Origin of the sequence: Brevundimonas vesicularis, assembly GCF_027105095.1 — a bacterium.
Classification (GTDB): Bacteria; Pseudomonadota; Alphaproteobacteria; order Caulobacterales; family Caulobacteraceae; genus Brevundimonas; species Brevundimonas vesicularis_E.
In genome coordinates this window covers 1620352-1641682 of the sequence record NZ_CP114278.1, presented here as the reverse complement: position 1 = coordinate 1641682, position 21331 = coordinate 1620352, and the positions used below count along the sequence as shown (strand labels likewise).

General features: G+C 62.1%; 15 protein-coding genes and 1 pseudogene. 5 read left to right on the top strand and 11 right to left on the bottom strand.

Translation table 11 applies throughout. The annotated features are described in order from the left end of the window. Positions 1 to 51: 51 nt before the first annotated feature. On the bottom strand, positions 52 to 1569 hold the full coding sequence (locus tag O2K97_RS08155) for a hypothetical protein (RefSeq protein WP_165116520.1): 1518 nt from the start codon (positions 1567 to 1569) through the stop codon (positions 52 to 54). 343 nt (positions 1570 to 1912) lie between these two features. Here O2K97_RS08155 and O2K97_RS15710 point away from each other — a divergent pair, with 343 nt between their 5' ends. After that, a complete protein-coding gene (locus tag O2K97_RS15710) occupies positions 1913 to 2740 on the top strand; it encodes a recombinase family protein (protein ID WP_370458444.1) in 828 nt (275 codons plus the stop codon). 114 nt (positions 2741 to 2854) lie between these two features. On the opposite strand, the gene arsH is transcribed toward O2K97_RS15710, so the two are convergent. From arsH to O2K97_RS08125, 6 genes and pseudogenes are all read right to left on the bottom strand, one after another. Next, positions 2855 to 3601, bottom strand: a complete 747-nt coding sequence (gene arsH, locus O2K97_RS08150; protein WP_165116516.1) for an arsenical resistance protein ArsH — start codon at positions 3599 to 3601, stop codon at positions 2855 to 2857. Next, positions 3598 to 3849: pseudogene (locus O2K97_RS08145) on the bottom strand (ArsC/Spx/MgsR family protein); the annotation flags it as partial. The gene arsH and the pseudogene O2K97_RS08145, both read right to left, overlap by 4 nt. Then, positions 3813 to 4013, bottom strand: coding sequence for a recombinase XerD (locus tag O2K97_RS08140; RefSeq protein ID WP_165118647.1), 201 nt, complete (start codon positions 4011 to 4013; stop codon positions 3813 to 3815). The gene O2K97_RS08140 and the pseudogene O2K97_RS08145, both read right to left, overlap by 37 nt. Before the next feature lie 193 nt (positions 4014 to 4206). After that, on the bottom strand, positions 4207 to 5877 hold the full coding sequence (locus O2K97_RS08135) for an alkaline phosphatase D family protein (protein WP_269218872.1): 1671 nt from the start codon (positions 5875 to 5877) through the stop codon (positions 4207 to 4209). 10 nt (positions 5878 to 5887) lie between these two features. Further along, positions 5888 to 8401, bottom strand: coding sequence for a TonB-dependent receptor (locus tag O2K97_RS08130; protein WP_269218871.1), 2514 nt, complete (start codon positions 8399 to 8401; stop codon positions 5888 to 5890). A gap of 513 nt (positions 8402 to 8914) precedes the next feature. After that, positions 8915 to 10354 (bottom strand): IS1182 family transposase, encoded by a 1440-nt coding sequence (locus O2K97_RS08125; protein WP_217431904.1) that lies wholly within the window; start codon positions 10352 to 10354, stop codon positions 8915 to 8917. Positions 10355 to 10700: 346 nt separating this feature from the next. Between O2K97_RS08125 and O2K97_RS08120 the strand changes: the two genes are divergently transcribed. Next, complete coding sequence (locus tag O2K97_RS08120; protein WP_269218870.1) at positions 10701 to 11351, top strand: hypothetical protein; 651 nt, start codon at positions 10701 to 10703, stop codon at positions 11349 to 11351. A gap of 29 nt (positions 11352 to 11380) precedes the next feature. Here O2K97_RS08120 and O2K97_RS08115 read toward each other — a convergent pair whose 3' ends face one another. Then, positions 11381 to 15445: an Eco57I restriction-modification methylase domain-containing protein gene (locus O2K97_RS08115; protein WP_269218869.1), complete on the bottom strand. Its 4065-nt coding sequence runs from the start codon at positions 15443 to 15445 to the stop codon at positions 11381 to 11383. A gap of 469 nt (positions 15446 to 15914) precedes the next feature. Between O2K97_RS08115 and O2K97_RS08110 the strand changes: the two genes are divergently transcribed. From O2K97_RS08110 to O2K97_RS08100, 3 genes are all read left to right on the top strand, one after another. After that, positions 15915 to 16652 (top strand): hypothetical protein, encoded by a 738-nt coding sequence (locus tag O2K97_RS08110; RefSeq protein ID WP_269218868.1) that lies wholly within the window; start codon positions 15915 to 15917, stop codon positions 16650 to 16652. A gap of 194 nt (positions 16653 to 16846) precedes the next feature. After that, positions 16847 to 17599, top strand: coding sequence for a TIGR02391 family protein (locus O2K97_RS08105; protein ID WP_269218867.1), 753 nt, complete (start codon positions 16847 to 16849; stop codon positions 17597 to 17599). Positions 17600 to 17856: 257 nt separating this feature from the next. After that, entirely contained in the window at positions 17857 to 18102 is a 246-nt protein-coding gene (locus O2K97_RS08100) for a hypothetical protein (RefSeq protein ID WP_265151394.1), read from the top strand. 486 nt (positions 18103 to 18588) lie between these two features. Here the strand turns inward: O2K97_RS08100 and O2K97_RS08095 are convergent, their stop codons facing one another. The 3 genes from O2K97_RS08095 to O2K97_RS08085 form a co-directional block, all read right to left on the bottom strand. Then, a complete protein-coding gene (locus O2K97_RS08095; protein WP_269218866.1) occupies positions 18589 to 18987 on the bottom strand; it encodes a hypothetical protein in 399 nt (132 codons plus the stop codon). 114 nt (positions 18988 to 19101) lie between these two features. Beyond that, entirely contained in the window at positions 19102 to 19314 is a 213-nt protein-coding gene (locus O2K97_RS08090) for a hypothetical protein (RefSeq protein WP_265151396.1), read from the bottom strand. A 323-nt stretch (positions 19315 to 19637) separates the two neighbouring features. After that, the gene (locus O2K97_RS08085) at positions 19638 to 19829 is read right to left on the bottom strand and encodes a hypothetical protein (RefSeq protein ID WP_265151399.1); all 192 of its coding nucleotides are present in this window, start codon (positions 19827 to 19829) and stop codon (positions 19638 to 19640) included. Positions 19830 to 21331: the final 1502 nt, after the last annotated feature.

The following is a 21331-nucleotide window of genomic DNA, read 5'->3' as shown; positions in this document are numbered from 1 at the left end:
CAGGCGAAATGGGACGGGGACCCGACTGGGTCCCCGTCCGCCTTTTCGTCATCAGCAGGTCGAACCGGCAGCCAAACCGCAGGTCCAGCCGAGGTACCAGGTGTCGGCAGCGTTTCTGACGGCGCCGATGTAGGTGACCGAGGTGAAGAACGGATACAGCGCAGGCGCATTGGCGGCCGTGACCGCTGTCTCATTGGCGCCGTTGATGAAGGTCAGACCGTTGTTCGTCATGGTCGCCCCCGCCGGGGCCGTCATGGTCGACGTGCCGGTTGCGGTGTTGTTGACGTTGGTGGCGTTAATGAACACCGCCTCCGTCGCAGCCGCGTTCACGTTGCTGTCGTTCTCATAAGGACGCGAGCACGCGAAATAGACCGAGCGGAAGATCGGCGCATTCGTCACCGTCTGCGCGTCGTCGATGTCGAGGCAAGCCGCCGCCGAGGTGGTCGGGTTGGTGAAGACCGAGTTGATGATCGACGGCGACGTGCCGGTGTTCAGTGTAATGATCGCGTCGGCCGCCACAGCGGCGTTACGTCCCACGATGGTGAAGTTCGAAACCTTCGGCTGGGCGAAGTAGGTCGTACCCGACGGCGCGGCCGACCATTCGAAACCACGGCTGCCGTTGGTCACGGCCGTTGGCTTCTGGGTGATGATGCCGAACTGCGCGCCACCGCGCCAGCCGGTGTCGGTATCCAGACCATCATCGTCCGCGCCGTTGATGACCAGATACCTGAGGTTGACGTTGCCGCCGAAGATTTCGATGCCGTCGTCCGACGAGTTGTAGGACTGGAAGTGATCGACAGTGGTGCCCGATCCGACGCCGGCCAGTGTTAGGGCCTGCAGCTCGTTATTCGGCGAGATCTCGAAGCCAGAATAGTTGACCTGAACATAGCGAAGGCGGCCCGAGTTGTCGGCCGGGCTGTTGCCGCCGTAGTTGGCGCTGGTGCCTTCGATCTGACCGACGCAGGCTGCGTTCGGCGCCGTGACGCCCACGGGGCAGACGGCAGTCGGCGCGCGACCGGCGATGACAAGGCCACCCCACTGCCCTTGCGACGTCGGGGTCGTGGCGCCTTCGACATTCTGCCGACTCGTAAAGATGATCGGGCTGGTCGCGGTGCCTTCAGCGAAGATTTGCGAGCCGCGATTGACCAACAGATAGTCGGTTCCGCCAGAAGCGAAGACTTTGACGCCGGCTTCGATGGTCAAGATGCCTTGCGTCGAACCTGGAGTCGGGGCGGCGGCGTCAGGTCCTCGGTCAGTGCCGACTTCCGTGCGACCCGAGATCGAATAGATGGTTCCCGCGCGCAGCGGTACGGTCAGCGAGCCGAGAATCTGTTGCGGTAGTTGGCAAACCCGCAGCGTGCCGTTGGCGATCAGGCCGACATTGGCAAATCCCGTGGGGCAATCGCTCGCCGGAGTACCGTTGCCAGGAGGCGGGTTGGTCGTTCCGCCGCCGCCGCCGCTCCCGCCGCCGAAATCGCCTTCGCCCGGCGAGGCGACCTCTGCGGAGCCGCATGCAGCAAGAGCCAGAACGCAGGTTCCAGCCAAAAGGATATTGGTCAAGCGAAGCATAGAGATCCCCTAGGATTGTCCGCGGGTCACTGCGCATCGGTTTGACGCAGTCCAGCACCCCTCCTTATCGACCTATGCTTTTATTGTAATAGACTCATGACACGATGTTGACAGATTCTATTTTCCGTCTTGGGCCTGATCATTTTAATTTGTAATCGTTGCCACCATTGGCACCGTAAACCACAATAAGGCTTGCCTCAATTTCCGAATATTCCGTCTACTGTGGAATCTTTTCATATTTGTCACAAGATTATTTTTAGCAGCATGTCGGTGCGACAATATTGATCAGGATCAATCGGTCGTTCCCTGTTGTAAGCTGAAAATCCACTTATCGAACGCGGCGATGATTGACCCGATAACGTTTTCTGCGACGCCAGTTCTCTTGAGATGCTGTGTGTGGTTTACATCCGACGAAAAAGATCGGTCTTTTATACCCCTTCCGCTCAAACAGGCTGCGGCGAATAATAATTTCGTTATTGTTCGAGAGTACGGTTGTTTAGACATCCCTACAGACCGAAATATAGTTCGCAAACGGGTGATAAGCGATCTCAAACGGAGCGTTATAGGCGCGATTATTGCTCCCAGTCTTTCGACCGTCGCGCGCTCGCACTCTGAACTTCAAGACTTAGCGAGCGCTATTGGCCTTGCTGGCGGGCGCCTAATTTTGACTGACGATAACCTGGATACTGATCGTTCCGGCGCTCAGGCGTTTGCGAACGTCTTGCTGGCGACTGCGATGTGGCGTGCGTCAATCAACGGCAGCGACGCCAGAAATCAACTTATCTCTTACTCTCCCGCCCCGGTTCAGCGCGTTGCGGCAGCACCATTTGGGTTTTGGTGGAGCGACGGCCGTTTAGAGCCTCACCCCCTTGAGGCGCCCATCCGCCTTGAGATGTACACCCTTTTCGCCTCCCTCCGGGACTTGGCCGAAGTCACGACGTCTTTGAACAGTCGAGGTCGACGACTACGCAGGAAGAAGCGCTTCACCCCTGCGGAGGTCAAACGGATAATTCAAGATCCAGTGTCTATGGGGTTGTACCGAGGGAACTGTAAACACCACCATAACGTGGATGCTCAAGCAGCTGCCAGCTCAGTTTCCGTCCATCCAATCGTCACAAAAGAACTCTGGTCGGAATGCAATAATCTCATCGATTCTATCAGCCGCGCTTAAGACCAAATAGTGTTACATCCATCCAGCTATTACACTGATTTGTTCGGAACAGGTCTTTAGTAGAGTACGTGCTGGTTCAGCTTTTAGGCGCTACAAAATTGCTGGGGAAGGCGCTCATTTTTCTGCGACCGCGATTGCTGAAAGATCCGCAGCGGCATCAGCCGGTAATCCGCCAGCCTTTCGCTCGGAATAGCGGTCAACGAGCATGTGGGCATGAGGTCGGGTCAGGACCGTGAACCGCACCAGTTCCTCCATGACATCGACGATGCGGTCGTAATAGGCCGACGGCTTCATCCGGCCTGCATCGTCGAACTCCGTGAAAGCCTTGGCGACGCTGGATTGATTGGGGATGGTGATCATCCGCATCCAGCGCCCGAGCAGGCGCAGGGTGTTGACGGCGTTGAAGCTCTGGGAGCCACCAGACACCTGCATGACGGCTAGGGTGCGGCCCTGGGTGGGGCGCATGCCGCCGATGTTGAGCGGCAGATGGTCGATCTGAAGTTTCATGATCCCGGATACCTGGCCGTGGCGTTCGGGGCTGCACCAGACCATGCCCTCGGACCACGAGGCGTGCTCACGCAGCTCGTGCACGGCGGGATGATCGTCGCCCGCCACCTGATCGGTCAGGGGCAGGTCGGACGGATCGAAGATGCGGGTCTCGCACCCCATGTGGCGAAGCAGGCGGGCCGCCTCCTCGACGCAGAGGCGTGAGAAGGACCGCTCACGCAGCGAGCCATAAAGCAGCAGGATGCGGGGCGGGGGATCACCGGCTTCGAGACCCAGCGCCGGCGTATTCGAAAGATAGGCCGCATCGAGCGCCGGCAGATGGCTGGCATCAGGCAGATCGCGAAGGCGGTTCATCTGCGCACACGGCGCCCGTCGGCGTCGATAACGACTTCGCCATCCTCCTTGGTAAAGGGTTTCAGTCCCTCCTGGGGCAGCAGGTCCAGCACCGTCTCGGACGGGCGGCAAAGTTTGACGCTTAGGGGCGAGACGACAATGGGGCGGTTCATCAGGATCGGATGCGCCGCGATGGCGTCCAGCAGCTGGTCGTCCGACAAGCTTGTGTCGCTCAGGCCGCGGTCGGCGTAGGGCGTGCCCTTTTGGCGTCCAATGCGATGTTGAACATCGCAAGATCCCGTATCGATCCAACGGACTTCAGGTGCTGACGGATCGCCCAGATGTGCTTTGGCTTGAGTGGGGCCTTCGCACCGGTCATTCGACCAGCGTTCCAGGGTTTGCGGGGTAAACGAAACAGATCGGGCTGGCTCATGGCCACCTCCCACGATCAACACCCCCCTCCTCAAAATACGCTCCAAACAACCTAGATGCGCCAGCAGCGGACATTGGCGCCTTCTCGAGACGCAGACGTCAGCTGCGTTGCTCCAGGGCAGGCTGCAATCTTCGCGGCCTCCAGACGGGCCCGCTACAACAGAGGCGCGCTGCGTTGTTGCACACTGGAGCGCTCAGAGTTCTGTCAGGCCGCCCGTCGGCGAGACAGCAAAGGCCTTCGCCCTCTTCAGCTCATAGGGTTTGGCCGCGATGGTGGACACGGCGCACAGCTCGCCCACGACCCGATCCTGCGTGATATTCAGCATCACATAACCCTTCGATGTCTGGTCGCAGAACCTCACCTCGGGATTGGCCGCCGACAGCGCGGCACCCAGCGGCAGGCCGCCCACATGGTCCCCCGGCGAAGGGCTGGAGATTGAGGATGTGCCGAACTCCACCGCCCGGCGCGCGCCGTCCTTGTCGTGGAGTTCGTTGACCCAGAAGGCGTGACTGTCGCCCGACAGGACGATGGGCGCGACGTCCGCCGCCGCAAACGTCTCGTACAGACGCTCGCGCCCGGCCGGATAGCCGTCCCAGCTGTCCAGATTGAACGGCAAGCCCAGCTTGAACAGCTGTATCGCCGCCGCGACCTGCGGCCGAGCGTCTTCCGGCAAGGAGGCGACCATCTGCTGGAGCTGCTCCGGCGGCATCATGCGCGAGATGTCCGGTCCCTTGACCTTGGCCATCACCACCTGATTGCCGATGATCTGCCACGGACGACCGGCCGCCTTGGAGCGGCTTAGCGTCTCGCCGATCCATTGACGCTGGCGCTCGCCTAGGAGATCGCGATCCGGCGCCTGACGCAGAGCTTCGAACGCCGCGACGTCCGGCCCGCCCGCCGCCGTCTTGGGCATGTCTGCGAAGGTCATCTGCTCGCCGCGCGCCAGCAGCCGCGTCTCGACCATCGCCAAGGTGGCCAAGTCGCCGAAATCGAAGCTGCGGTTGATCGCCGCGTTGAGCGCGCCCGACTTGGGCTCGCGGATCGGCATCCATTCGTAATAGGCGCGAAGGGCGGCCGCCTTGCGGGTCGCGAAGTCGCCCTCGGTCTCGGGCTGGTGGTTCTCCGCGCCCGTCATCCAGGCGTCGTTGGCCACCTCGTGGTCGTCCCATACGCAGATGAAGGCGGCGCGGGCGTGGGCGGCCTGAAGGTCGGGATCGGTCTTGTATTGGGCGTGCCGCGTCCGATAGTCGGCCAGGCTGACGATCTCGTGCGCCGGCTGCGGAATCCGGTTCAGGGCCGCGCCCGTACTCATGCCATAGTCGGACGGCTCGGCCCCGTATTCGTAGATGTAGTCGCCCAGGTGGATGACGGCGTCCAGCCGGTCCCGCTTAGACAGGGCGTCATAGGCGTTGAACAGGCCGCCGGGATAAAGCTGACACGACACGACGGCCAAGGCCAGATCGGCGGTCGCCCCCTCCGGCAGGGTCCGCACCCGGCCGACCGGCGAGATCACGCCATTGGCGACGAAGCGATAGAAATAGTCGCGTCCCGGCTCCAGGCCCTGGCCGTCCAGATCGTGTTTGACGGTGAAATCCCGCTCGGCCCGCGCGCGAAGACCGGTCGAGCGACGAACGATGTCGCCGAACCCGGCGTCATTTGCGACTTCCAGCACGACGGCGACCTCCCCGACCGACGGATCGGCCGGGGTGACGCGGGTCCAGAAGACGGCCGAGCGCGTGTCGGGATCGCCGCTGGCCACCCCGTGCAGGAAGGCGACCGATCCGGTGTTGGCGTCCTGCGCAACGGCGGGCGACGCCGCCCCCGCGCCGAGCAACCCAAGAAGACTGCGGCGATCCATGTTCATCGTCGAACCCTTACAGCTTGAGCTTGAATATGAGGCCGTACGACGCGGGCCGTCCGGCGATGAAGGTCGGCATGCCCAGGCCGTCGCCGGTGTTGCCGGCGTCCTTGATGTAGTCCTCGTCCAGCACGTTCTCGCCGAAGGCCTCGACGCCCCAGGCGCCCGAGTCGGGCGTGTAGCGAACGCGCAGATTCAGCAGGCCGTAGGCGTCCTGATACTCGTCCTGGATCAGGTCGCGCACGATGTTGCGGCTCTGAAGCGCCGGGATGTCATTGTCGTCGCTGAAGAAGACCTTGGACTGCCAGGTGTAGGTCGGCTGGACCACGATCGCGCCGCCGGACACCGGCAGACGCCAGGTCGCGCCGATCGAGACGGCATTGTCCGGCGACAGGCGGAACTGGTTGCCGTCATAGATGCCGTTCTCGAACCGCGAGTGGTTGTAGGCATAGGTGGCGAACAGGTCGAAGTCCGGCGTGACGGCGAAGTTGGCCTGGGTTTCGAAACCATACGACTTGGCCTCGCCGGCGTTGGTGACGATGAACGTCGTGCCTTGCTGCACCGTCGTCTGGAAGTTTTCGTAGTTGTACAGGAAGACCGCGCCGTCGATCCGCAGGCGGCCGCCCAGGAACGACGACTTGGCCCCGATCTCATAGCTGTCGACCGTCTCCGCCTCGACCGGAGCGAACCGGGGCGAACCTAGCGGCGCCGACGGCGCCGAGGCGCTGATGACCTCCGGGCGACGACCGCGTGCATAGTTGGCGTAGACGTTGGTGTCGTCCGTCAAGGCGTAGCGCGCCGTCAGACGCCAGGTCACGCCGTCGTCCTTGGAGTCGAAATCGGCGAAGTCGCCGTTGTTGGCGGTCGGCTGCGAGATCAGGCCGAACAGGGGGAAGGCGCTGGCGGGAATGGCGAGATAGGCCGGGTTCGCCAGGGCGCCGAGGAAGGTCGGAACCTGCGCCGCCGGAATGGCGCCGGCCTGAAGCGCCAGCAGGGCTCCAAGGGCTGAGCGGCTCTGAACCGAACTGGCGAAGCCGGTGGTTTTGTCGTCGCGGGTGTAACGTAGGCCTGCCGACACCTCGAACCGGTCGGTGAAGGCGTAGGTCGCGTCGGCGAAGAGGTCGTAGGACGTCAGCTCCGAACGGTTGGTCGGGGTCTCGATGTGCGCCGACTTCAGATTGGCGGCGATGGGCGCGGCGAACGCTCCGGCGCCCAGCGGCGTCAAAAGACCGCCGAGCGCAGCCTGGGCGATGGCGGGATAGGCGGCCAGCGGCAACGTCCTGTCCCCGACCGTCGCAGGCGAACCGTCCAGCAGGCCCGACAGCTGCGCCAGGATCAGGCGTTCATCGAACTGGGTCGGAGTGCGCTGATAACCCTCTTCCTGGAACCAGCCGGCGCCGACGAAACCGGTCAGCCGACCCCCGTTGTCGAAGCCCAGACGCAGGTCCTGGCTCCACTGTTCGCCATGCGTGTCCTCGGCGGCGGTCAAAAGCGGGAGGGACACGCCATCGGCGTCGAAGGTCTCGTAGTTGGTAAACGCGCGATAGGCCGTGGTCGCGTTCAGCGTCCAGGCGGCGTTCAGGTCGATGCGCGCCAGACCCGTCACGCCCCAGACTTCGCGGTCCAGACCCAGCGCCTTGCCGCCGTCGAACGCCGCACCGCGTGTCAGGGCCGCACCCTCCCACGGTTCCTTGCCGCCCAGGACGGCGCCGGTGTTCGGATCGGCCGGCGCATAGGCGACGGACTTGAACGACGTCCCCGAGGCGTTGTCCTTCTGATAGTTGCCGATCACGTCGAACCGCATCGCGTCCGACGGCGTCCAGGCGCCGGACGGGCGGAAGGCGCGGGTCTCGATCGCGTTGAAATCGTCGCCGCCCAGCAGGTTCTCGACGGAACCATCGCGGGTCTTCAGGCGTGTCGCCAGGCGCAGCCCTGCGGTCTCGCCCACCGGCAGGTTCAGCGCGCCCTCGACCATGCGATAGCCTTCGTTGCCGGCCTCGATATTCGCATAGGCGTCGGTCGCGCCGGGACGCGCGCGGTTCTGCACCAGATTAACCGCGCCGATCAGGGCGCCGCGCCCGTACAGGGTCGATTGCGGCCCCTTGGCGACCTCCACCCGCTCGAGGTCGAACAGTTCGACATAGGAACCGCGCGACTTGGAGATCGATACCCCGTCCTGGAACACAGACACGCGGGCCTCGGAGGTCGCCGCGCCGGACTCGGAGGTGATGCCGCGCATCACGAAGCCTGGATTGTTTGGCGACTGGTTCTGCACCAGGAAGCCCGGCACGAAGGCAGACAGCTGTTCGAACTCCTGAATGCCCAAGTCTTCCAGGAACTGGCCGGAATAGGCCGTCAAGGCGAAGGGCACGTCGATGGTTTTCTGCTCACGCAGCTGCGCGGTGACGATGACGTCGTCCACGTTGTTGACCGGCGCCGGCTCCTGCGCCCAGGCGGCCGATCCTGCCGTCATGGCGCTCGTCAGGGTCGCTGCGGCCAGCAGTCGCGTCTTCAATGTGGTCGTGGACATCTGATCCCCCAGATTCGGCTAAGTTGGGGAGGTGCCTACGATGGCGCGATGTCGAGGCGACGACATTGCCGCATCGCTTTGACGACGAGGTCTGCACAGTCTCGCGACTGTTCATCCGACCTCGGATCTGATGGGGCTGGGCACGGATGGTCGCGCAGGAGTGCTCGCCGCTCCGGAAAGCTATCCGACTTGCCGACGCCTGACACCGCGATTTCATCTTGCCAGCCTTCTCTCGCGAAGCAGCTCCAAGCGCGCCGTAGCGAAGTTTGCCTGGAACGTCGGGTCCGCCTTCAGGGCGGCGAACAGCGCGGCGCCCACGATGCGACCGGCCTCGACATCGCTGGCGTAATGGACGCCGCAGATCGTCCGGCTATCACTATAGGCCGCCTCGTCGGCCGGTAGAGCCCTTACCCTTAGCAGACGCTGTGAAGGTCTCTATTGAGTCGAGGCCGTGTAAAAACGTACTGAGCTGCTGCGGTGCGCGAGCGGCATTGAGGCCGGAGCGCCTCCTTCTCAGGCCCTGATCGCTTCCATGAGGGGCTTGGTTCCGAGCACCGCCATCGCCCGCTTCATGTTGTAGGCGAGGATGTGGAGGCTGATCTCAGTCTTCACGTTGGGCAGGCGCTTCGTCAGGAAGTGGGTGTGGCCCATCCATGCCTTGATCGTGCCGAAGGGGTGTTCAACCAGCCGTCGTCTGGTGCGCATGGCGCGCGGGGCGAGGTCCATCCGGGCCTGCAGCGCATCGATCACGGCTTCATGCTCCCAGCGGGTGATCCGACGCTCGACGCTGGGCGTGCACTGAGGCTTCAGGCGGCAGCCGGTGCAACTGGCTCGATCCCAGTAGCGGTGCAACGTCAGCCCCTTTTCGACGGTCGTCATGTGATGCGCGAGCAGTGCTCCGGCCGGGCAGCGATAGACGTCCTGATCGGGTAGGTAGACGAAGTCCTGCTTGCCGAAGCGGCCCGCCGCTTTGGCGCCTGAAGTCAGCGGCTTCGGAACGTAGGGCGTCACGCCCATGGCTTCGCAGGCCAGGATCGCCTCGCCAGAGAAGTAGCCGCGGTCCGCCAGCACATCGAGCGCCTCGACGCCCATCGCGTCCTTGGCCTTGCCCGCTATCGACGCCAGCTGCTCGCGATCACTGCCGGTCATCACCACCTCGTGGGTGACGATCAGGTGATGCTCACCTTCGACGGCGGATTGGACGTTGTAGCCGACGATGCCGCTGCCTCGACCCGACGTCGCCATGGCCCGCGCGTCGGGATCGGTCAGGGAGACCTGGCCGTCGGGTGACGCCTCGACCTCGGCCTCCATGGCCTTGAGCATCGCCATCTGGTCGCGCAGCCGATCGATCTTCTCGACCAGTCTTCCAGACCGCGCCTCTGCCGCTTCGCCCTCGTGACGATCCGCCGTGTCCAAGTCCTGAAGATAACCGGCGATGTGCTCGGCAACTTGTTCGATCCGCCGCTTGACCTTGTAGGCGGTGAAGTTCTTGTCGCGGGTGTTCACCGCCTTGAACTTCGACCCGTCGATGGCGACCAGCGCCGCGCCGAACAGGCCCAGCTGGCGGCACAGCACCACGAACTGCGCGCACGCCGCCTGGATGGCGGCGCCGTTCTCGCGGCGGAAGTCGGCGATGGTCTTGTGATCCGGCGCCAGCCGCCCCGTCAGCCACATCAGCTCGACGTTGCGCTGCGCCTCGCGCTCCAGCCGCCGGCTCGACTGCACCTTGTTCAGATAACCGTAGACGTAGAGCTTCAGCAGCGTCGCGGGATGATAGGCCGGACGCCCCGTCGCCGCCGGCGTCATGCCCTCAAACCCCAAGCCCTTCAGATCCAGTTCGTCGACGAACACATCGACCACCCGGACCGGATTATCCTCGGCCACATAGTCGTCGAGACACTCGGGAAGCAGCGTCGGCTGCCGGCGATCTGCACCTTGAACGAAGCGGCTCATACCCACCTCCTGCTGACTTCAGAAGGCTAACCTAATTCGCTCGATCCGGACGCGTTTTCACACAGCCTCAGTCAGAAGCGGACGCCCCTCCCCTGGCCGTCAGTGCGTTTCTCTTAATGTGCACTGAGAGCGATGGGGGGGCGGGATCGATGCAGAACGAGTGAACGATCCACCGAGGCCCAGCGAGAGCAAAAACAAGATGGCAAAGCATCATGAACTTGTAGATGGCGTCATCCAGCTTCCATGGGCGAGCATGAGCACCTTTCTGGTCGAAATGCAGTTCAGAGGCACGCCCCTATAGCGCGGCACATGTCTGACGGTCAGCCACTGGGGCCATTGGTTCGTCGTGACTAACCGGCACAACGTCACAGGGCGTGACCAGTATACCAACACCCCCCTGCACGGCATGGGAGGCGTCCCTGACCAACTCGCAGTTTTGCTGCCGACGGCCGGTTTAGGCAATGAATGGTGGGTTCACGGCATCCCTCTCTACGACGACGAAGGTAAGCCAACCTGGTCCGAACATCCAATGATCGGCGCTGCAGTCGACGTTGTCGCCCTGCCCTTCAAGAAGCCGCCACAAGGACGGTGCTTTGGCATCCACGTCATCGAGCAGGACGATTTCGCAGTGGATGTCGGTGACCCGGTGAACTGCGTTGGCTATCGCGACGGCCAACCTATGTTTAGCGCTTTCCCGCAGTGGATCGACTGCACGCTTGAGAGCCCTTTGACCGATAGTTGGGACGGCAAACCCGCGTTTCTCATCCGTGGCCCGACGGCGAAGGGATCGTCGGGGTCACCCGTAATTGCATATCGGGAAGATGCGCAGGGGCTGCGGCGATCGGATGGCTCCCTTGTAGGGTCCAACTGGGCGACGCGCCTGATTGGCCTCTACAGTGGTCGGACGCCCACTGGGGCGGGCGTGGTCTGGAACCTCGCGTGTATGCGGGACGTCGTGGAAAGCGCTGCTCAAAAGCTCGGCGCGACCAAAAAATGAGGTCGAGGTTAGGTCTCAGTGCGATTGTCTCAATTTGCACTGACGGCCGCATCGGGCTGCCCTGCCATCAGGGCGTTAATCCAGGCCAGGGCCAGGTCTCGACTGCGGTAGGAACCCCACTCGGCGACCTCATCGCGCTCGACGATGGGGAAGGTCGAGTAAATGTAGCGGATGTCGTCGCGGCTCTGGGCCGGGTCGGCCGGGTCGAAGACGCCGTAGAGGATAAAGTAGAGCGCATCCAGCTTGGCCCGCAGCCCAAGGCGCCGCTCGTCGTTCCAGATGAACGGTGGCAGGACGTCGCCGGCGTTGTCGACATGGCCCAGGTCGCGCGCGAACGGGGCAAGATCGTGGGCCGTGTAGCTGAGTTCAAGGACGGCCTCGCGGACAATGTCGCGGGCGGATTTGGCACCGAAGACGCGGTCGTAGGCGGCCGGCGGGACGACGGGCAGTTGCTCGACGATGAACCAGTTCAGATTTTGACCTTGAACCTTCTGGCGGAGGACAAAATCGAATGGCACGGAATTCATCGAGCCGATGACTAGGGACGCTGCCTCTGCATCACCGTTCATATCAATGACGGGGAGCGAGTTGCCGGCTCCACTCCTGGGTATAATGCCCACGATCATAGACCGGACATTTGTTGCCGCCGTCACGTGCTTCATGCCGACATGCCAGTCACCGGATGGTGAAACACCGCTGTCAAGAACCCAGAACTGCGGGTCAGGGACCCAACTTGGATCGCGATGCTGCTCAGGCGTGGTCTCAAATGGTTGCGCTGGCCTTTTTACGTTTTCAGCATTGATCACCACGCTAGCTGCGCGATGATCATAGGCCTGGACCATTTTACCTTCATACAACGGGACCCATTTTCCGATGCTAGACTGAAATACATTTCCGCCGATGCTCCAGGCTCCCTCACGATCTTCCAGTTCATTCCTGGTTCGAAAAAGAGAACTGTCGTTAGTCATGTCGAACATTCTGACGTATCGAGCTGGCCAAGTAGTCCCTTCTACACCCCGGGCACGATCCACAAGGATAGGCAGCCTTGCATATATCGATGTAGTCAACGCCATGTCTCGGCGAGTGCGGAATATTGGCGCCGTGCCCGTATTTGGATTCACGCGACCGAAATCTTCAGCAGTGATTGGGAATGCTCGATCTGGGTCTCTTAGCGTCTCCACACTGTGCAAGAAAAAGGCGCAGTTGGCGGCATCAAACACCCTACTGCTACCGAACGACAGTACGCAGAACTTGAAGCTGGCATGGACGTCGGGGAAAAAGACCTTTCGATTCTCAAAGTCGTAGAGCGCTTTCAGCCGTCCCTCCGTCGCCACGCTCCGGAAGAAGGCGCTGGCCGACAGGTCGGACGCGATCCCGCTTGGGGTCAGCAAGCCAACCATCCCGCCGGGCTTCACCAAGGTCTGCGCGCGCTCAACGAACAGACTGTAGAGATTGATGTCGCCTCGGCTGAGCAGCGGGTAGTGGCCCGATGTCCGCGCCATCCGAGTCGTGCCTGCCGCCCGCGCGTCAGCCTTCTTGAAGTCCTCGAACAGCGGATCGCTGTCCGCCTTCAGTTTGGCGATCATCTTGGCGCGATCCGACGCGCGTTGGGCCAAGGCGATTTGGGGCCGGCGGGCCGCGAACCACTCGACCTGTTGCAGCTTGATCCGGTCCCAGGGTGGGTTACCGACGACGGCGTCGAAGCCACCGACCCGGTTTTTGCCCGCCCAGTCGTCCCAGACACCGGGGAAGCTGATCTGCCAGTTCAGGAAGCGCTCCTCGGCGATCAGATCGCGCGCGCGCCGCCAGATGTCCATGAAGCCTTCGATCTCATCGACCTTGGTCCGGCCCTGCGCGGGCGTTGCTTTGCCCCGCGCGATGAGCAGAGGCTCGCCGAACTGGCCGTCCAGCCACAGCCGCACGAGCCGCTTCTGGTCTTTGCCCAGGTCCAGCCAGTCCAGCGCGTGCATGAAGCTGACGAAGCTGTCGAGCGGCCCGACCTGGAACTCGACGTCGGTCCACATCTCGGCGGACCGGTGGGCCTCTGCGATCTCGGCGTCCGTCGCCATCTCGATCGTCTTCATGGCCAGGGCCTGGCGCTGGGCGTTGGCCAGAGCCTCATTCCACAGCAGTTCGCCGCCAAGCTTGCCCGCCTTGTCGATGGCGTCACGCACCCACAGACCGAACAGGCTGTCACCAGCGTGCAGGTGGTGATCAATGAAGGACAGAGGCGCGCCGACGGTGAACGTGTGCAGCCACAGCGCAACCTTGGCTAGTTCGACGGCCATCGGGTTCTTGTCGACGCCATAGACGCAGCGCTTCAGCACCATACGGCGGACGATATGCCGATCGTCCAAGTGCGACTCGTCGATCGTCCACTTCGCCGCCCGAGCATTCCTCAGTATGGTGGCGCGGATTTTCTCGATCTCCCCAGCGAGAGACGACGTGTAATCGGCCTCGGCACCCAGGGCTGCGGCCTCGGCCATGGCCTCCAGGACGTGGTCGGCGAGGGTGTCAACCAGGCTGACCAGGAAATGCCCCGATCCCATCGCCGGGTCGCAGACGCGCAGCGATAGGATGGCCTCGGCTGCGTCGACCTCGCGCAGCGCGCCCCGCTGCATCTCGGGCGTGTCGTTCGAGTCCAGCGCCTCCAGCGCGGCGTGGAAGGCCGCGCGTCGTTCACCGATCAACGGCTCCAGCGTCTCGTCCAGGATCAGGCCGACCAGTTCGTCGGGCGTGTAGTAGCTGCCGGAGTTTTTGCGGGCGAACAGGTTGGGCCGGACGGTCAAGGGCTCCGCCGCCCCAACGGCACCCTCGCGCACGATCTCGTACTCCAGCAGACGTTCGTAGATGGAGCCCAACTGCTGCACCGACAGATCGCGGTAGTTGATGTAGCGGCGCTGACCCGATGACCGCTCGTAGGACAGGGCGTCCAGCGCCGGGGCCATGACGTCGTCGGCGATCCGCGCCGTAGACAACAGAGGCGCGCCCGCGCCCGCGAACAAGCCGCCGTTATAGGGCGGGATGCCCACGGAGGCGTCGCCCTTGTCGATGATCCGCGACAGGTCCGAGACGTGAGACCAGACCTTGGCCGCCGTGCCAGAGAAGGTGTCGCCGTTCGAGACGCGGTCGCCGATCTCGATCCGAAGCGGCCGCAGGGCGTAGTCGTCGTAGCGGTGATCGCTGACTGGCAGCAGGTCGCGGTCTTCGGCATAGAGCAAGAACAGCAGCCTGTAGAGAAGGATCAGGGCGGCGTCGCGGATGTCATCCAGCGGGGCCTCAGGCGCGGAGGCGGCCAGCGCGCGGGCTAGGGCCGGGAAGACGTCGTCGAACACCAGCCGCGAAAGGCTGGCGGCGACCCGCTCCTCATAGAAGGCGGCCTCGGCTCGTGCCCGATCGTGGAAGGACTTCTGATCGACGCCAGTGCGCAGGAAAGCCTCTCGGCCGAACATGCAGGCGAAGACGCGCAGCCAGTGATCGCGAGCCTCGTCTTCGATGAACAGGTCGGGCGTGCCGTCCAGGGCGAGCACGCGTCCAAGATCGATCTCCAGGAACTCTTCCGAGATCGACCGGGCTCCAGCCCAGTAGAGACGCCAGCGCGTCCCGTTGGTCAGGATGCCCCAGCGCAGCTTGCCCTGACTGGTGTCGTCGATGCGGCGTAGGTAGCGGAGCATCTGGGTCGAGGGCGCGGTCGTCTCGTCCCGGCCCGAGGCTCGATCCAGCGGACGAGCCCATCGTTTGCTCTCAACCACAGCCAAGCCGTGACCATACCGACGCCACTGCTCGTCCTGGGCGTTGGCGGTGGCCTTGGCGTCGGCGTCGGCGAACAGCAGGCCGTCGGGGACGTCGTCCCGGCCCGTCACCGTCAGGTTCTGCTGGCGCAGCGAGTCCTTCCAGCCGAGCGCATCTAGGACTGGCCAGATGAAGTCGTCCTCAGTCTGGCTCTCGTTCGTCTTGGCGTTCTTGGGGAAGGCGTCGGCGATCTCTACGAACCGCGCCCGCAAGGTTCCGGCGTCGACGGCTTTGTAGGCTGGCTCCGCCTTGATCGCCCCGACCAGGTAGTCAGTGCTGAAGAGCGACCCAGCGTGGAACAAATTCGAATCAGTCGAAGCACCCATACCCGACCTTACTGCAGCGGCTCTGGTCTTCGCTACAGATACCGGTCGACCTGGAATAGGCCGAGCTTTAGAATTGGCCCCCGCCCCGCCCAGTGCATTTTTCCGGATGTACCCTGAGCGCCGAATATCGATGGTCGACTTGCAAATCGAGCCGGGAGCAATCCATATTCGCGTCATGATTGAATACTGCGAGCTCTGGGCCAACAAGACTTGGCACTCCATCACCGTCGAACAAGCGCTGACCAGCTATGCTGAACGACAGCTGCGATGCCCGGAATGCCACGGCGCAGTCAGACCGCATCGGGCCAGCTCAGATGGAGCGATGCAAGCTCACTTCGAGCATCGCATCGGCCACACAGGCTGCTCGGGGGCACATAAGTTCGATGGGTCTCCTCGCCCGCACCCCAAGCCGCTAGACCTACGATAGTCAGCCAGGAGCGCCTCAATGGCCCTACTCGAAAAGTACGACGCGCTGCCTGCTGAGGACATCAAGGCGGCCCTGCGGCCGCTTCTGATGGTTGCGACCTCCCCTGCGTTCGGCGCGGTCTCCAAGCGAGAACTCGAACTTGCTGTCTTCGAGATGTTTCGCGAGCTGGGCGTTATCGAACGAAAGGCGTCGCTTTTCTCGCTCATGACGGAGCTTCGGGTCACCCGCGCGAAAGCGTCTCAGCTGCTTTTCGATATCGAGGTTCGATCGCGTGGAAGCGACACGGATGCCCTTGATGAAGAGATCCGGCTCGCATTGGCCGAGACCAAATTTTTGAAAGACGGCGATCTGTTCGTCCTCGAAATTGAGAACCCACTGGTCCAAGCGCATCTGCGTAACCGTCTGCGAGAGCTCGGTCATGTCAGCGACACTTCGTTTAATAGCGCGATAGTCCGGATGTCGCTCGACGCCGCGACCGACCTCACGGTTGAGTTGATCCCGGCCGATCGGCGCGAAGCGGTGAAGAATGCTCTCGTTGCTGCTGGCGCGCCCGATGGCTCTGTCAAAGGTGTCCTCAAGGGTGCGTTGAAGACCCTTGGAAAGAAGTTTGCGGGCGAAGCTGGCGATCAACTGGCAGAAGGCGCGGTCGATAAGGCCGAAGCATTTGTGTTGCCTCTTTTCGCGATGGCCGGCCGCGGCGTCACCGACGTCTGGACTGGACTGTGGAATCGACCGGCCGCGGACGCGCAAGGCTAGCCGATACGACCGGCTTCGCGTTCAGTGGATTTTTCCAGATGTACCCCCAGAGCTCGAAACGCTCAGAGAGCTTTTTTGAACAGTTTTTAAACGCACAACCAAAGTTGACTCGACACGAGACGCCGGAGGTCGGCCGGACAGGTTGAGATCGGCACCCTAATAGCTCTAGTTTGAATGCATATCGGAGCGATGACGTGCAAGAGCTGATAACCAGCATCCCTGACGAGGAAACATTCCTGGCGTTAGAGCCAGAGGAACTAGGTGAGCGCGTACTCTTACATCTCGCAGCTCGGTCTAATGGCGATCCGAAGTTCTCCATCCATAATGAGGTGAACAACATCCGGGCCGACCACCGAGAGACATACACAAACGACGTCGCTGTCATGCGAGCCCTAACAGAGGCCTTTGCCTGGCTGCTCAGCGAAGGCCTCATCGTCGCCGATCCTGAGCAGAACGGCACTTGGAACTGGATTTCACGTCGCGGCAAGAGGGCTGCTCAAGGCGGTTCATTAGTCGATATGAAGGCGGCACGACTGCTGCCGAAAAGCAGCTTGCACAGCCGCATCCGCGACATCGCTTGGAAAAACTTTCTGCGCGGCGATTACGACGTGGCGGTCTTTCAGTCGATGAAGGCGCTGGAGATCGCTGTCCGCGAAGCAGCAGGCCTGGATGCCGGAATGCTGGGTGTGAAGCTCGCCCGGGCTGCTTTCAACCCACAGAATGGCCCCTTGACCGATCCAGAGGTCGAGGACGGTGAGAAACAGGCTCGGATGGATCTTTTCGCTGGGGCGCTCGGCTCTTACAAAAATCCGCAGAGTCACCGCCACGTTGCGCTGGATGATCCATCCGAGGCAGCTGAGCAGATCATATTGGCGAGCCACCTGCTCAGAATCGTCGATGGCCGGAAGATGAAAACGCAGTTCGACAGCCGGAAGACGCTCCCGTAAGCTGAGGTGCCATCTGGGCCCGTTGAGTTTTCTGCAATCCAGCACCCACAAGGCTCAGTGCATTTTTCCCGATCTACCCTGCGCGACCGGAACGACCCTTTTGCGCTATCATTAGAAATCAGCTGGCCAACGGGTAATGACCGTCTATTCACACCAAGTGGGATTCTTGATGCGCCATTATCGGCACCCATCGGCTTCGAACGCAAATGTGGCACAGCTCCCCATCTGCGCGGCGGTCGCGCTTGCATGGGGACACGTTGCACCACACCTTCAGTGCTGACAGTTCGCTCGCGCATCGGAGTGGGCATCGGCAGTTAGCCGACAACAGCGAGTCCATGCAGGCACTCCGCGTCATCGGAAACCTAAGCTCACACGGCGATGTGCTGTTCGACGCTATCGACGTTCATGAAGACGCTCTGTTTGAGATCTACAAAGGGAAGACTGCCAAGCTCAAAGCCACAAAACTAAAGCTCAAGGCGATGGAGCAGGCAGTCGCGGCGTGAGAGGAACGAGTTGGCGACCCCCTATTTGTGGTCGTCCCCAAACTACTTAAACATGCTGCAGCAGTGGGATCCACTCAGCGGCGGCTCCGCTCCGCATAGGGATTGAGCGCACTGGCCGATCTCCAGTTCGGATATCGCTTGACGCAGTTTGATTTTTATTACCGCGGCGAAGGCGAGCGCCTTCAACGTTGGCTCATTGCCCATGTCAGGCAGTGCGGACGAGCCTCGGTGCAGGTCACCCACAGCATGCCAATCGTCTCGCCGGTCGAGACTGTTGAAGGCGCTCCAGCATAGACGCAAATCCACTCCGGCCCGTCGCCACCGGATTGCTGATCAGTGACACCCCTGAATGTTACCCTGAGGCGTGACAGAGATCATCATGGCCCTGAGTGAGCTTGGGGCCGATAGGACGCCATCAGCTGGCGCTTGAACAACTCTAGGAGAAAGAGCGGCTAAGGGCTCCGTCCGACGCAGCGAGATGAACCTTCACATAAGACGCCTGCGCCATTGCTTTTCAAGCAGGCGAAGTGTCACGAGAAGCTCATCGTCAGAATAGGGTTTGGACAGAAACCGGGTCTCCGGCGGAAGATCATCGCCGGAGATCATCCGGCTACCCGACGCCACCACGATGCGCACGGGCGGCCAGCCGTTACTGACTTGCTGTGCGAGCCTTACCCCGTCGATACCGCCCGGCACGTCGGCTGTGGTAAAAAGAATAGCGATGTCGGGAATTTCGCTGAGACGCGCGATCGCATCGCCAGTGTTCCACGCCTCTATGATTTCGAAGCCGGCATCCTCCAGTACACTGCGCGCATACAGGCTCACGATCGTGTCGGATTCAACGAGCAAGACTTTCGTCCGGTTATCGACATCAGGGGCGGTCACGGCGCTACGGGCCTCAGGGGTTACGCGTCTCGCGTGAAACGCATGTCATCTACAGCCCGGCTATAGCGGCGGCGAGTGCGCCCTCGCAAGATTGTTGCCGCAAAAACAGTCCCTTCATTTAGGCCGGTCAGGCGAGCCGGTCGGGCGACGAAACCCGGCCGAAACCGCCGACTTCACGTCATTCCGTGCAATCGGCTGGATCCGGCTGGCGAGGAGCAGGACTGTGGGGGCGAAGATGTCCGGCGCGGCCGCGTTGGCCTCAGCCGTGTCGACATTGACCGGGTCAGGCCCGACCGGATCGTCGGGCGCCGCGATCGGCGCCTTCACCTCGGCAATTTGAACGATCGGCTCCGGCGCCGGTCCCGGCGCCGGCGTGCCGCTGGTCAGCAGCAGGGCGGACAGAATCAGGAGACGGTTGATCGGACTTACCCCAGAATGAGGCGCTCGGCGGCTTTCTGAGGCGTCTCGCCAGGTTAGTTTGTTCCAAATAGCACCTCCTGCGCTAGGGTGGTGCGAGCCTGAGCGGTGTCGGCGGCGGCTTGGGCGTGGAGGGTGGCGGCGTCATTGGCGGCCTTCCGCCCATCAACCGCCTCGCTTTGTGTCGCCAACGCGGCCTGGACGCCGGACAAGTTCGCCTGCGCCATGGTCCGTCAATCTTTATATCCGACGCCGGGCGCATTGATCGGCAAATAGAGCTGGGCCAAGCGGCCTTGCTCTTGGACCGGGTCATGATGGCCCACGCCCCAGCGATAAAATGAGAAGATCGCCAGCGGGATGAAGATGGCGCAGCCAACGCCGGCGGCCATCGTCGTCCGCGACGGAAACATGTCGCCGATCTTCATCAGGCGAACTCAAAGTAGGGACTCGCGTTTTCGCTGCGCGGGCGGCTTGCCGTCCTGATCCCAATCTCCACCCCCAGCGGGTCTTCGCACCTGGCCGCCGAGATCGCATCGAACATCGCGCAAGCGAGCTGCGTGGGGACGCCCTTCACGCGCGCAAGGTAGTACACACCCAAGCGATACTTAGAGATTGGGTGTATCTACTGGCCCGAACGCGCAAATCGCACGCATTGCGCATGGCCTGCAGTGACGACAGAGGGGTTGAAGGCGGTCGAGCAGAGCGTCGCGGTGTGCCGAAACCAAGACGGCGATCTGGTCAGCAGCAAAGTTGTCAACCGGGTCGCCCAACGTCCTGAGCTGCGATTAGGCAAGCCCATCATCATTTAATGAAGGAATGTGGTGACGTGGGGAGCCTGCTAGCGCCGGGAGCGTTAGTGGCGGTCACGAAGCGCGTTGATTAGTGAAGACCATGTCCCCTGAAGATGCTGCCTTGGATCGCCTATGGCGACGTCAATTCAAACAACCCCTACCTATCCTCGGAGCGCATGATACGGTCCGCTCAATCCTGAGGGAGTACGGGGTGGGCGATGATGAGATGGCGCCAACCCCCTCGCGAATGCGGGCTAACAATAGCTCGAAGCGGGGGCGTCAGTCGGCGCTTCGTTGACAGCTGGTCTTGGTCCAGAGGGCCACGACCGGGGTGCGTTGCAGGCTTCGCGCCATACTGTTCGAAGATGGCGGCGCGGAGCATTGCTAGCGTCCGATCAATCAGGAGCCGGCGACAAACGCGAGGTCAACTGGTTAAAACTGTCGTGAGATGCGGCCCCGGCCCAGGCGATGCGCGTTCGCGCCCCAGCGTGCCCGGCCGCATTTATGCCAGTAGCGCTGACCGTTGCGAGCCATCCCGATCAGCCGGTTTCTTTTAAGCTATCAGTCGCGAACCAGGTTCGACATTTGGGCGTTGTCGCGTCATGAAAGACGCCGAGGAATGCAGAATACACGCCGAAGCCTTGGAAGCCTTGGCGGAAGGCGAGTCCGAAATCTTCCGTCAAAAGGCTTACCGGCAGATGGCCGCGTACTGGAGAGCGTCTCAGAGGCTTCGCTCGGGCGACGCTTCGTCAGCCAAGACGGAATCCACCCGAACATCACCGACGAAGATATGAACTGCGATAGCGCTGCTATGTTGGCGCATGAGCGCGATCGCCTCTTTTCGGGCATCCTGCGTCGATTGAGCCGCCAAAGGTTCCATGTGGGGAACGGACACGATTGAAGACTCGATGAAACAGAAATAAGTCACGGAACGCTCCGGGGCCAGACAGGCGGCAGTGTGGGGCGCGCGTCACCGATCTCTTCCAGCCGCGAGCGCCCTATCATCTTGTCCCGCGATAAGGTCACGATACCCCACGCAATCGGAAATGGCGAGCGTGCAGCCTTTCGGGAAGGATAACGGATGATCGCTTTCTTTGCTTCAGTGGGCTTAATCGCCCCCTCCCCGCGAAGAAGAC